Origin of the sequence: Micromonospora sp. NPDC049359 (genome assembly GCF_044466585.1) — a bacterium.
GTDB lineage: Bacteria > Actinomycetota > Actinomycetes > Mycobacteriales > Micromonosporaceae > Micromonospora.
The window spans coordinates 120,561-133,063 of sequence record NZ_JBITMW010000011.1 but is presented as its reverse complement, the minus strand read 5'-3'; the positions used below and the strand labels follow the sequence as shown (position 1 = coordinate 133,063).

The window sequence follows — 12,503 nt, the reverse complement described above, 5'->3', positions numbered from 1 at the left end:
GGACCCGCGGTGACGGTTCAGGAGGCCGCCACCGGCTCGCCGCGCTGCCGGGCCACGTGCTCGACCAAGGAGATCAACACCAGCTTGCCGGACTGCCGGTCCCGGGCGTCGCAGAGCACCATCGGCACGTCCGGGTCCAGGTCGAGCGCTCGGCGTACGGTCTCCAGGTCGAAGCGACGGGTGTCCTCGAAACAGTTCACCCCCACCACGAACGGGATGCCACGCTGCTCGAAGTAGTCGATCGACGGGAAGCAGTCGGCCAGCCGCCGGGTGTCGGCGAGCACCACCGCGCCGAGCGCGCCGAAGGCCAGCTCGTCCCAGAGGAACCAGAACCGGTCCTGGCCGGGGGTGCCGAACAGGTACACCTGGAGGTCGTCGTTGATGGTGATCCGGCCGAAGTCCATCGCCACGGTGGTGGTCGTCTTGCCCTCCACCCCCGAGAGGTCGTCGGTGCCGATGCCGGCGTCGGTCAGCACCTCCTCGGTCTGCAACGGCCGGACCTCGCTCAACGCGCTCACCAGCGTCGTCTTGCCGGCGCCGAAGCCCCCCGCGATGAGGATCTTCAGTGCCAGCGGAACGGTGAGGGCTGAGCCCGCCTGGTCATAGCGCACGGAGTCCACTGACCACCGCCTTGAGGATGTCGTCGTTGGGAAGATCGCGGCTGGCCGGCGGCTCGTGCACCGCGACCAGGCCCTGCGCGAGGAGGTCGCCCAGCAGCACCCGGATCACGCCGACCGCGAGGTCCAGCTCGGCCGCCAACTCGGCCACCGACACCGGGTGACCGGCCAACGCGACCAACCGCCGGTGCTCCGGCGGCAACTGCGGCTGGGCCGCCGGGTCGACGTCCGCGGCGGCCAACACGAACGCGACCAGGTCGAAGCCACCGGCGGCGGAGCGCACCCGGCCGCCGGTGAGCGTGTAAGGGCGGACCACCGGGCCCGCGTCGCCGTCCAGCCACTCGTGCTGGGGGCCGGGCGGCTCAGCCCGCATCACCGGCGTCCGCGGCCGGTCGGGCCGACGCGGTCAGGTTCTCCCCCACCCGAATGACCAGCATCGCCATCTCGTACGCGACCAGGCCGATGTCCGCGTCCGCGTCGCTCACCACGGCCAGGCAGGCGCCCTGGCCGGCGGTGGTGACGAAGAGGTACGCCGATTCCATCTCCACCACGGTCTGCCGGACCGGGCCACCGTCCACGTGGTGGCTCGCGCCCCGAGCCAGGCTGGAGAAGCCGGCGGCGAGCGCGCAGAGGTGCTCGGCGTCGGCGCGTTCCAACTCGGCCGAGGAGCCGAGCAGTAGTCCGTCGGCGGAGAGCACGACCGCCTCCCGGGCGGCCGGCACCCGCTGCACCAGCTCGTCGAGCAACCAGTCGAGGCTGGCGCTCTGCTTCGTCGTTTCCCGCACTAGGCGTCCCTCTCAGTCACTGTCGGTTCGATGGCCTTCGGGGGCGCGGAGGATCCCGAATCGGCGGCGGACCCGGTCTCCGGGGTCGCCACGGATCGCTGAGCCGGGACCGCCGTCGGCGCAGCGGCCGGGATCGCCGGCGCTGCGGAGGGCGGAGGCGCGGGGGCGTGGGTCGGGCCCGCCGGGGCGACCACCGTCGCCCGACCCCGGGCGGTGCCGGCCTGCAGGGACGCCATCACCCGGCGTACCTCCTCCGGCGAGCGGGGCGACGGCGTGTCGGCGGCGGTGGGCCGGGGCAGGGCGTTGGGGGTACGTCGCCGTACCCGCCGGGGCAGCCCCTCCAGGTCGTCCGCCGCCCCGTCGGAGGGCGGCTCGTCCGTGGCGGCCGGCAGATCGGACGCCGGGCCCGTGGGCAGAACGAGGGTGGGCGGGTCACTGGTGACGACCGGGGCCGAGGTGGTACGACCGGCGCGCGACCGGGGCGCCGTCGTCCGGCGTACGGGTCGGGTCAGTCGCCGGTCACCGGGCGCGGCGTCGAGCGACGCCGGATCGGGGCCGGCCGGTGGCTCGGCGGTGACCAGGTCGGTGGGGATCAGCACCACGGCGGTGACGCCGCCGTCCTCGGGGGACCGCAGTCGCACGCGTACGGAGTGCCGCGCCGCCAGCCGGGCCACCACGAACAGACCGAGGCGGGCGCTCTGCGCCGGATCGAACTCGGGCGAGCTGGTCAGCCGGGTGTTGGCGTTCTCGAGCGCGGTGGCGGACATGCCCAGCCCCTGATCGGTGACCGACAGGACGTACCCGTCGGCGACCTGCTCCCCGGTGATGGTCACCCGCGTGTCCGGCGGGGAGAAGGCGGTGGCGTTCTCGACCAGCTCGGCGAGCAGGTGGATGATGTCGCCCACCGCCCGGCCCAGCACACCGGCCGGCTGTACGACGGTGATGTCCACCCGGTCGTACGCCTCGACCTCGCTGATCGCCCCCCGGACCAGGTCGACCATCGCGACCGGGTGGCGCCACCCCCGGCCCGGCGCGGAGCCGGCCAGGATGACCAGGTCCTCGGCGTGCCGGCGGAGCCGGGTGGCCAGGTGGTCCACCTGGAACAGCTCGGCCAGCTCGTCCGGGTCCTCGGCGCGTCGCTCCATCCGGTCCAGCAGGTGCAACTGCCGGTGCACCAGGCCCTGGCTGCGGCGGGCGATGTTGAGGAACACCTCGTTGAGCCCCCGGCGCAGGGTGACCTCGTCCACGGCCGCCTGGACGGCGGTGCGCTGCACCTCGGTGAAGGCCCGCCCGACCTCGCCGATCTCGTCGTGGCCGTACTCCAGGGGTGGCGCCTCCCGGGCGACGTCGACGTGCTCGCCGCGACGCAGCCGGGCCACCACGTCGGGCAGCCGGTGCTCGGCCAGTTCGAGGGCCGCGGTACGGACTCCGCTGAGCCGCCGGACCAGGGTGCGGCCGACCCGCAGCGCCACCAGCACCGAGACCACCACGGCGACGAGACCGAGCACCCCGGCGGCGGCGAGTCGGACCAGGATCCCGACCGCCATCGGCACCGAGCGGTCGGTGAGGTTGTCGGCCTCGGCCAGCTCGAAGTCGCGCAACTCCTGCTGTACGGCGTCGTGGCTGGCCTGCCACGCCGCGGCGTCCACCGGTGGCCGACCGGACCGGTTGGCGCCGATCAGCGCGTCCTGCATGGCCCGCAGGCTGGTGAAGTCGGGACTCTCGGTGAGCCGCTGGTACGCGGCCCGCGCGGTTTCGGGCAGGTCGGCCACCGCGCTCTCGGTGAGCCACCGCTGGTTGCCGATGGTCTGCACGAGCAGCGCGTGCTCCCCGTTGCCGAACTTCCCGGCGGTCAGCACACCGGCCAGCATCGCGTCCGTCTGGCCCAGCAGCTCGCGGGACCGGCCCAGCGTGGTGAGGGCCAGCGCCTGCCGGTTGATGCCGGGGTCACTCAGGCTCGCCAGGGCGGAGAACGCCTGGAAGGCCGCCGAGACCATGCCGCTGTAGAGGCCGATCGCGCCCGCGCGGTCCATCATCCCGTCGTCGATGAAGTCCCGCCCGGTCGGCAGCGCCGCCAGGGCGGTGACCAGCCGGTCGACGCGGTCCTCCAGCAGGTCGTCGGCGGCGGAGCGCAGCGCCTCCCCGTCGACCCGGCGACGCAGCTCGGCGACCGCCCGGTCGGTACGCAGGCGCTGCTCGGCCAACGCGGGCAGTTCGGTGTCGCCGGCGAGCTGCACCACCGAGAGACGACGCTCGCGTTGCAGCTCGGTCACCACCACCTCGCCGGGGCGGCCCAGGTCGTAGAGGAGGGTCCGCGCGGAGAGCAGGTTCAGGGCGGGCCCGAAGGTCAACGTCGTCGCGAAGATCCACAGCGCGAGGAGCGCGGACACCGGCGCGACGACCAATGCGGTCAGCTTCGAGCGGATAGGCCAGTCGCGGGTTCTCATCAGACCTCGCCCGTCAAGGGTGGCAGGAGGGGCGCCGGCACCGCCGGGCAGCGCGCTCGCCGGTCGCGTACCCGGTCGTCGGGCCGGGCACCGGCGCGCGCGCCTTGGGCAGGATACGTAATCACGCCCGGTTGCACTACCGCCGTCGGACGGCATCCGGGCTGCGGAGCGCGCCCTCGCGAGTACGGGAAGCGCCCCGCTGTCGCGCTCCCCCGGGCGCTGGTGCTGGGCCGGAAAGGATCAGACGTCGGGGGCGATGCCGTACGACGGGGGCCAGTCCACCCACTCGGACTATCTGGAATGAGTCAGGTTTCTGTCAGCTACCGCCACGTCGGACCGCGATCGGCGAGGAAAGTCCCCCGGATCGGGATTGGCGATCAGTACGCGGAGGGAATACCAGATGACGAAGGAGGAGCCCATGTCGCCCACGCAGATAGTCGTCATCGTGCTCGTCGTGCTGGTGATCATCGCGGCGATCGCCGTGGCCGTCCGGACGATCGGTCGCCGCCGCGCGCTGCAGAGCCGGTTCGGACCGGAGTACGACCGGGTGGTGCAGGAGCAGGAGAGCCGGTCCGCCGCGGAGCGTGAGCTACGCGACCGGGAGCGCCGGCACGCCGATCTCACGCTCACCCCGCTCAGCCCGGAGTCGCGGGCGCGGTACGCCGCCGCCTGGGAGGAGCTCCAGATCCGCTTCATCGACTCACCGGGTGAGACCGTGGGCGACGCGGACGAACTGGTCACCCGACTCATCGAGGAGCAGGGCTACCCGACCGGTGACTTCTCCGACCAGATCGCCCACCTCTCCGTCGAGCACGCCCGCACCCTGACCAACTACCGGGACGCGCACGAGATCCACCTGCGCAACTCGCGGGGTGAGGCGACCACCGAGGAACTGCGTCAGGCGGTCGTGCACTACCGGGCCCTCTTCGCCGACCTGCTCGGCGAGGAGCCCGTCGGTCAGCGCACGCCCGAACAGCGTTCCCACCCGGACACTCCGCACGACGCCACGAGCCGCTGAGGAGGCCACCGATGCGCCACGAAGAGCAGCAGGTGAGCAACGACCATCCGGAGGCCGTCCGGTCCGCGCCGGTGCCGGTCCCGCCGACCGGTGACCGGGCCGCCCACACGGACGTACCCGAGGACTCCCTGGACGACCGGGGCACCTTCGACGATCCGACCATCGGCGACGAGCGGAGCGCCGACGACGTCCCGACCACCGACCACGAGCGGGCCAACGGCACCGATCCGGGCGTTCGCCATGACCGGGCCGACGACGAGGATGACTTCCACGAGCCGGGTCCGCTGCCGACCGCGTTCGGCGCCACCACGGTCGCCGACGCGGTGGCCGCGTCCGCCCTGGCCAGCCCACGCCCACAGGACCAGCCCGACCCGCGGGCCGAGCGGACCGCCGCGCCGGGCGACGGCGCCGAGGACGGCGAGCGGGAGGGCCTGCGCGCCGACCCCACCGCCGAACTGCACCGCCGCGACGGCTTCGCGGAGACCGACGTTGACCCGACAGCGGACGCCGACGACGCGGCCGACCTGGACATCGACGACCGACGGGACGGGACCGACAGCGCGCGAACCGTCGTCGTGCCGGGGAGCACGGAGGGCGCGCCGGAGCGTCGAAGCGACCTGACCGACTGGGCTGGCGATCCGGACGCGGCCACGGCGGGCGCGGCCGGCTACGGCAGCGCGTCGCCGGAGCTGGTGGACCCGGACGCGGACGGCGAACCGGTCGCGACCGAGGGCACCTCGACCTCACTGGAGTCGGCCGGCACCTCGCGACCCGCCGGTTCGACCGTCGCCACCGACGCGGCCACGCTCCTGGACGGGGACACCGCACAGGGTTTCCGGGACCGCTGGCGGGACGTGCAACTACGGTTCGTCGACGATCCTTCCGCCGCGGCGGGCGAGGCGCAGGCCCTGGTCGAGGAGGCCATCCAGGCACTCGCCTCGGCGCTCGCGGCGCAGAAGAACACGCTGGGCGGCTGGCAGGACGCCGGCTCGGCGGACACCGAGCAACTGCGCATGGCGGTCCGTAACTACCGGGACTTCCTGGACCGCGTTCTGGGTCGCTGAAACGACACGATCGCAAGGGGCGCTCCGGCCTACGGGTGGGGGCGCCCCTTCGCGCGCGCCGACATCGCACGAGTGGGGGCGAACACACCGTCGGCGACGCAGAGGCGTGAAACCTCGCGGAGCGGGTAATAGGGCGCGCGCATCGAATGCGGTGCCCACGTCGGACGAGGGGTGACGAGATGGACGGCGGCGGCCTCCGGCTCAACATGAACGGGCTGGACTATCTGATCCTCGCGCTGTACTTCGTCACCGTCCTCGGAGTCGGCTTCGCCGCCCGCCGGGCGATCCGGACCAGCGTCGACTTCTTCCTCTCCGGCCGTTCCCTGCCGGCCTGGGTGACCGGCCTCGCCTTCGTCTCGGCGAACCTCGGGGCACTGGAGATCATCGGTATGGCGGCCAACGGCGCCCAGTACGGCGTCATGACGGTCCACTACTACTGGATCGGCGCGGTGCCGGCGATGGTCTTCCTGGGCATCGTGATGATGCCCTTCTACTACGGCTCCAAGGTCCGCAGCGTCCCCGAGTACCTGCGGTTGCGCTTCAACCGACCGACCCACCTGCTGAACGCGCTCAGCTTCGCCGTCGCCCAGGTGCTGATCGCCGGTGTGAACCTCTACGCGCTGGCCCTGGTCATGCAGGCGCTGCTCGGCTGGCCGCTCTGGACGGCGATCGTGGTCGGCGCGGCGATCGTGCTGGCGTACATCACCATCGGTGGCCTGTCCGGGGCCATCTACAACGAGGTGCTCCAGTTCTTCGTCATCCTGGCCGGCCTCATCCCGGTCACCGTGATCGGTCTGGTCAAGGTCGGCGGCGTGAGTGGGCTGATGGACGCGGTCCGCGACTCGAAACTCGGCGAGGCGGGTCTACACGCCTGGCAGGACACCGCCAGCACCGACAACCCCCTCGGCGCGCAGTGGATCGGCATCGTCTTCGGCCTCGGTTTCGTGCTCTCGTTCGGGTACTGGACGACGAACTTCGCCGAGGTGCAGCGGGCCCTGTCGGCCAAGAACATGAGCGCCGCCCGACGTACGCCGATCATCGCCGCGTACCCGAAGCTGTTCATCCCGCTGGTCACGATCATCCCGGGCCTGGTCGCCCTGGTGACGGTCAAGGGCCTCGGCGCGGAGAGCGGCGACCTGCAGTACAACAACGCCATCCCGCTGCTGATGCGGGACCTGCTGCCCAACGGCGTGCTCGGGGTGGCGGTCACCGGCCTGCTCGCGTCGTTCATGGCCGGCATGGCGGCCAACGTGAGCGGCTTCAACACCGTCTTCACCTACGACATCTGGCAGTCGTACGTCCGGCGCGGCCGGTCCGACGACTACTACCTGCGGATCGGCCGGTGGGCGACCGTCGCGGCCGTGGTGATCGGCATCGGGACGGCGTTCATCGCCTCCGGGTTCAGCAACATCATGAACTACATCCAGGCGCTCTTCTCCCTGTTCAACGCGCCGCTGTTCGCCACCTTCATCATCGGCATGTTCTGGAAGCGGATGAGCGCCCTCGCGGGCTTCTGGTCGCTGCTGCTCGGCACCCTGGCGTCGCTGGCGACGTACCTGCTCTACAAGGGCGGCGTGATCGGCTTCAACTCCGACCTGGAGGAGAGCTTCTGGGGCGCCGGCATCGCGTTCGTCACCGTGGCGGTGGTCGCCGCCATCCTCACCCCGCTCACCGCGCCCAAGCGCGACGAGGATCTGCGCGGGCTGGTCTACGGGATGGGCGGCGTCGACCTGAAGGGCGACGTGCTCGCCGGGGACGCCGTCTGGTACCGCTCCCCCGTGCTGCTCGGCCTGGTCGCGGTCGCGCTGGCCGCACTCTTCTACATCCCGGTCTTCTAGGAAAGGAGTCGGCAGATGAGCAACGACGGCCAGCCGGCGCAGGACCCGCTGATCGACGAGACGCAGTCGGAGGAGCGCCGCTCCGCCGCCGCCCGTCTGTTCGACATCCGTCGCGTGATCGGTGGGCTCTTCGTGGCGTACGGGATCATCGTGACGCTGATCGGCATCTTCGACAGTCGAGCCGAGATCGACAAGGCCGAGGGTGTCCGCATCAACCTGTGGGCCGGCCTGGTGATGCTCGCCTTCGGGCTGGTCATGCTGCTCTGGCAGTGGCTGCGGCCGGCGGAGGCGCCGTCCGCGAACGAGCCCCGAGCCGACCACTGAACCCGGTCCGCCGCCGACGCCGTCCACCGGGACGGCGCCGGTGCCGCGCATGGGCACCCGCGCACGGGGTACGCGGCGGGGATCAGGCACCGTGTCGGACACAGGAGGCAGCACCATGACCGATCGCGACCGCCGACCGCTGGAGGAGAGCCCGCAAACGGCCGCTGCGGTGGACGACGACAGCACCGTCCCGGAGCTGCGGACCGGGGGTGGCCCCGACCGCGACACGCCGACCTTCACCGAACCCCGCGAGCGGCAGCCGGACCTTGCCCCGGACACCGACGACCTGATCGGCGACCCGTACGCCGCCGGGACCGGCGCGACCGGGACGGGCACCGGCGCGGGCGGCGACAACATCCGTACCGGCGGCGAGCAGCCCTGGGAACCGGAGGACCTGGTGATGGCCCGTGGGCAGGACCTCACCCCGGAGAACCTGGACAAGGCCCGCCGCGACCTGGCCGAACACGGCCGCGCGGCGATCGAACGCACCGTGCCCTGACCCGGGACAGACGCGGAAAAGGGGGGTCCCCGGCCCGACCGTGATGGTCGGACCGGGGACCCCGGGGAAACCTGCCCCCGGCAGTGCCTCACCTACTGCCGGAGGCGGGTTGGCGCGTGAGCTACCCGATCAGAGCGCCGGGTAGGCGTTCTGCATCAGCTCCCGGAACTGGGCCGAGAACCACGCCCCGGAGATCGGCGCGTTCCCCAGCGCCCCGCTCGGGTTGTTGCCGTTGCGGGCGTTACCGCCGTACGTCGGGTCGCACATCCGGTCGAAGCCCTTGCCCTCGTTGTTCGGGATCTCCGAGCTGGAGCCGTCCGACTCGCCCGGAGGCTTCACCCAGACGTAGGCGTCGATGCCCGTAGCCGGGTTCGCCCGCGGCCGCTCGCCGAGACCCGCGCCGGCCTGGTTGCACCAGTTACCGGCGTGCGCCCGACGGTCGATCCGGCCACCGTTGACGTACGTGTCGACGCTGGTCGTCGCGCCCGGGCCGGTGGGCCGGTTGGCGCCGCCCCAGCCGTTGCGGGACGTGTCGATCAGCATGCCGATGTTGGAGTTGAAGCCCAACGACACCAGCTTGGTCCGGAACGCCTGGGCGAAGGACAGCTCGTCGACGTAGTAGTTCCAGTCGATCCACTTGGACTGCCGCACCGTCTGGCCGTTCACGTTGTCGGTGACCTTGAAGTACGGCTCGGTGAGCGCCGAGTAGTTGGCGGTGTTGGTGATGAAGCCGTGCACGTTGTTGACCGTGCTGCCGGAGGCGACAGCGGCGGTCTTCAGGATCTCGGCGGTCGGGCCGAAGTTGGAGTCCCAGCCGAGCCAGCCGTGGTGGCCGGCGTCGATGTAGTTGTAGACGTTACCGATCGCGCCCAGCTTGGCGAGGGCGTAGCCGACACCGTTGACGTACGCGCCGTTGGCCTTGACCGTGTCGCACATGACCGTGCCGCCGGGCTGACCCGAGGTGTTGGTCACGATGTTCGGCAGCGAGTCGATCTCGATGATGTTGATGATCCGGATGTTCCGGTACTTCGAGTCGGACTGGATCGCGGCGATCGGGTCGATGTACTCGGACTTGTACCGGGGCAGCTCGTCCGGGCCCAGCTCACCGTTGGAGGAGAGCGCCGAGCAGTCGCGGCCGGGCAGGTTGTAGATCACGAACTGGATGTAACCGGCGCCCTGGCGCAGCGCCTCGTCCAGGTGGTCCTTCACCCCGAAGGCGCCGTTTGAGCTGCTGTTCGGCGTGCCGTTGATCGCGGCGATCCGGTCCAGCCACACGGCGGTGGGGTTGTTCGAGACGCGGCTACCGCCAGGCTCGGCGTCCGCCTTGGCCTTCCACTCCGGGTTCACGTACCCGGGCACACCGGCGTACGGGTTGTCGACCTTCACACCGGGGGGCGGGGTGGTCGGCGGCGGCCCCGTCGTGGGCGGCGGGGTCGTGGGGGGAGGCGTGGTGGGCGGAGGCGTGGTCGGCGGAGGCGTGGTGGGCGGCGGGGTGGTCGGGTTGCCGGTGCCACCGTTGCAGACCACACCGTTCAGGGTGAACGAGGTCGGCTTCGGGTTGCTGCCGCTCCACGCTCCGTTGAACCCGAGGGTCGTCGACGCGCCGGTCGCGAGGGTGCCGTTGTAGGACATGCTGCGGGCCGTGACCTGGCTGCCGGACTGGGTGTACGTGGCCGACCAGCCCTGCTGCACGCGCTGGCTGGAGTTGGGGAAGGTCCAGCCCAGCGTCCAACCGTTGACCGGGTCGCCGAGGTTCTTGATGGTGATGTTGGCGGTGAAGCCACCCTGCCAGTCATTGGTCGTGTACGCGATGTCGCACTGCGTCGCGGCCTGCGCCGCGGTGACCGGGATCGTCACCAGCCCGCCGGCGACCAGAACGCCCGCGCCGGCGAGCGCGAGGGTCCGGCGGGGGCCGGACAGCCTTCTCCACACATTCATGCCACTGATCTCCTTGGGCGAGACCGGGCCCGCGTTCGGCCCGGCGAGACGGCCCGGCGGGCGTCCTGCACGGACGGCCTCCGGCGCCACGGGATTCTTTGGGGTGCCCGACCCGGACGGGCGGTGGTGGTGGTTGGTGGTGATTGGCCGGCGCGTGGCCGACCGATCGGCGGCCGGTTGTCGTCCGGTGAACCGGATGCCCTCGACGCCCCGCCTGCGCGGTGTGGCTCCCCCGAAACCGCGTGCGCCGATTCTTGCATGGGAGCGCTTCCATGGCAATGGCTCGATGCGCCGCCGCCCTCGACTCGGACGATACCCCCGAGGTGACGCGGGCGGCGCCAGCCGTCCGTTACCGGTCGAGCCTCACTGGTAGCGCGCGGCGGGTCGGGAATGCCGCGACCAACCCGGCCGGGCGGTGAGCGCCCGCCGCGGCACGGCGGGCAAAGAAAGCCGCGTATCACTCCTTCGCCTCTTACCACCAGCAAAGGTCAAAACGCGAATCTTTCACTTCATAAGTCATGAAACGGTCTAACGTCGGTCTTAGCTCGGTTGTCGCCGGGCTCAGGACAACAGGGATGGAGTGACGCAGGTCATGGCTAAGAAGATGCTCGGGAAGGTCGTTGCGGGCGCCGCCCTCGGTGGCGCGTCCCTCCTGGTGTTCGCGCCAGGGATCGCGTTCGCTGACGGTCACCACGACGAGGACGGCAAGGTCTACGCCAAGCCGCACATCGTGAAGGCCGGCGACGAGGTCAAGCTCCTCGAGATCTGCCCGGATCGCCAGGAGCACGCCTACGTGTGGTCCAAGGTCACCGGCAAGGTCAAGCTCAAGCCGGCGCGCGACGACCGGGGCGAGGACCGCGGCGAGTGGAGCGAGGAGGACGACTCCTACGACCACGACGACAAGGGCAAGGACGAGCACGGCAAGGACGACGACAAGGGCAAGGACGAGCACGGCAAGGACGACAAGGGCAAGGACCACGAAGGCAAGGGCGACGAAGGCAAGGACGACGAAGGCAAGGACGACAAGGGCAAGGACGACAAGGGCAAGGGTGAGCACGGCGACGCCCAGCCCGGCGGCCAGGGCGGTGGCGCTGCCGCCGACGCCTATGAGGACGAGGACAGCAAGGACTGGAAGGGCGAGGAGCACGGCCAGGACGCCCAGGACGACGAAGGCAAGAAGGACTGGGAGTCCAAGGACGAGGACAAGAAGGACTGGGAGTCCAAGGACGAAGACAAGAAGGACTGGGACTCCAAGGACGAAGACAAGAAGGACTGGGACTCCAAGGACGAAGACAAGAAGGACTGGGACTCCAAGGACGAAGACAAGAAGGACTGGGAGTCCAAGGGCCACGAATCCGAGGGCCACGACTACGGCTCCGACGACGAGTACGGCTCCGACAAGAGCTGGGAGTCCAAGGACGACGAGTCCAAGGGCCACGACTACGGCTCGGACGACGAGTACGGCTCGGAGAAGAGCTGGGAGTCCAAGGGCCACGAATCCGAGGGCCACGACTACGGCTCGGACGACGAGTACGGCTCGGAGAAGAGCTGGGAGTCCAAGGGCCACGAATCCGAGGGCCACGACTACGGCTCCGACGACGAGTACGGCTCCGACAAGAGCTGGGAGTCCAAGGGCCACGAATCCGAGGGCCACGACTACGGCTCCGACGACGAGTACGGCTCCGACAAGAGCTGGGACAAGGGCGGCCGCGACGACGAGCGCGAGTTCGTCTACTACGGCGAGGCCAAGGTCGACAAGGACGCCAAGCCGGGTCGCTACGAGCTCAAGGGCTCGTGCGGCGAGGGCGAACTGGTCGTCCTGCCGCACGGCGGGGTCGACGGTGGTGACGGCGGCGTCAGCACCGGCACCGACCGTGGCCTGGCCACCGGCGGTGCGAGCCTGCTCGGCGCTGCCGCGCTCGGCGGGATCGTGCTGATGCGTCGTCGGCGGACCGATGGTTCGCTCGCCTGAC

General features: G+C 70.9%; 11 protein-coding genes. 6 read left to right on the top strand and 5 right to left on the bottom strand.

The window, feature by feature from the left end:
- Positions 1 to 17: 17 nt before the first annotated feature.
- Genes ACIBTX_RS24250 through ACIBTX_RS24235 form a run of 4 tightly spaced genes read right to left on the bottom strand, consistent with a single transcriptional unit; the run spans position 18 to position 3,849 of the window.
- Complete coding sequence (locus ACIBTX_RS24250) at positions 18 to 620, bottom strand: ATP/GTP-binding protein (protein ID WP_357134229.1); 603 nt, start codon at positions 618 to 620, stop codon at positions 18 to 20.
- The gene (locus tag ACIBTX_RS24245) at positions 601 to 990 is read right to left on the bottom strand and encodes a DUF742 domain-containing protein (protein WP_357134227.1); all 390 of its coding nucleotides are present in this window, start codon (positions 988 to 990) and stop codon (positions 601 to 603) included. Before ACIBTX_RS24245 ends, ACIBTX_RS24250 begins: the two co-directional genes overlap by 20 nt.
- Positions 980 to 1,402 carry a roadblock/LC7 domain-containing protein gene (locus tag ACIBTX_RS24240; RefSeq protein ID WP_357174650.1) on the bottom strand — a complete coding sequence of 141 codons (423 nt, stop codon included), beginning with the start codon at positions 1,400 to 1,402 and terminating at the stop codon, positions 980 to 982. The genes ACIBTX_RS24245 and ACIBTX_RS24240 overlap by 11 nt, the downstream gene beginning before the upstream one ends.
- A complete protein-coding gene (locus tag ACIBTX_RS24235) occupies positions 1,402 to 3,849 on the bottom strand; it encodes a nitrate- and nitrite sensing domain-containing protein (RefSeq protein WP_357174647.1) in 2,448 nt (815 codons plus the stop codon). The genes ACIBTX_RS24240 and ACIBTX_RS24235 overlap by 1 nt, the downstream gene beginning before the upstream one ends.
- Positions 3,850 to 4,267: 418 nt before the next feature.
- Between ACIBTX_RS24235 and ACIBTX_RS24230 the strand changes: the two genes are divergently transcribed.
- The 5 genes from ACIBTX_RS24230 to ACIBTX_RS24210 all read left to right on the top strand — a co-directional run bounded on the left by ACIBTX_RS24230 (position 4,268) and on the right by ACIBTX_RS24210 (position 8,592).
- Positions 4,268 to 4,867: a hypothetical protein gene (locus ACIBTX_RS24230; protein WP_357134259.1), complete on the top strand. Its 600-nt coding sequence runs from the start codon at positions 4,268 to 4,270 to the stop codon at positions 4,865 to 4,867.
- 11 nt (positions 4,868 to 4,878) lie between these two features.
- Positions 4,879 to 5,931, top strand: coding sequence for a hypothetical protein (locus ACIBTX_RS24225; protein ID WP_396833052.1), 1,053 nt, complete (start codon positions 4,879 to 4,881; stop codon positions 5,929 to 5,931).
- 179 nt (positions 5,932 to 6,110) lie between these two features.
- Positions 6,111 to 7,769: a sodium:solute symporter family protein gene (locus ACIBTX_RS24220; protein WP_357174641.1), complete on the top strand. Its 1,659-nt coding sequence runs from the start codon at positions 6,111 to 6,113 to the stop codon at positions 7,767 to 7,769.
- Positions 7,770 to 7,784: 15 nt separating this feature from the next.
- Positions 7,785 to 8,093, top strand: a complete 309-nt coding sequence (locus ACIBTX_RS24215; protein WP_357174639.1) for a hypothetical protein — start codon at positions 7,785 to 7,787, stop codon at positions 8,091 to 8,093.
- 115 nt (positions 8,094 to 8,208) lie between these two features.
- On the top strand, positions 8,209 to 8,592 hold the full coding sequence (locus tag ACIBTX_RS24210; protein ID WP_357134215.1) for a hypothetical protein: 384 nt from the start codon (positions 8,209 to 8,211) through the stop codon (positions 8,590 to 8,592).
- Positions 8,593 to 8,721: 129 nt separating this feature from the next.
- On the opposite strand, the gene ACIBTX_RS24205 is transcribed toward ACIBTX_RS24210, so the two are convergent.
- Positions 8,722 to 10,530 carry a glycoside hydrolase family 6 protein gene (locus ACIBTX_RS24205; protein WP_357134213.1) on the bottom strand — a complete coding sequence of 603 codons (1,809 nt, stop codon included), beginning with the start codon at positions 10,528 to 10,530 and terminating at the stop codon, positions 8,722 to 8,724.
- 592 nt (positions 10,531 to 11,122) lie between these two features.
- On the opposite strand from ACIBTX_RS24205, the gene ACIBTX_RS24200 reads away from it, so the two are divergent.
- A complete protein-coding gene (locus ACIBTX_RS24200; RefSeq protein ID WP_396833051.1) occupies positions 11,123 to 12,502 on the top strand; it encodes a hypothetical protein in 1,380 nt (459 codons plus the stop codon).
- The last annotated feature ends 1 nt before the right edge of the window (position 12,503 follow it).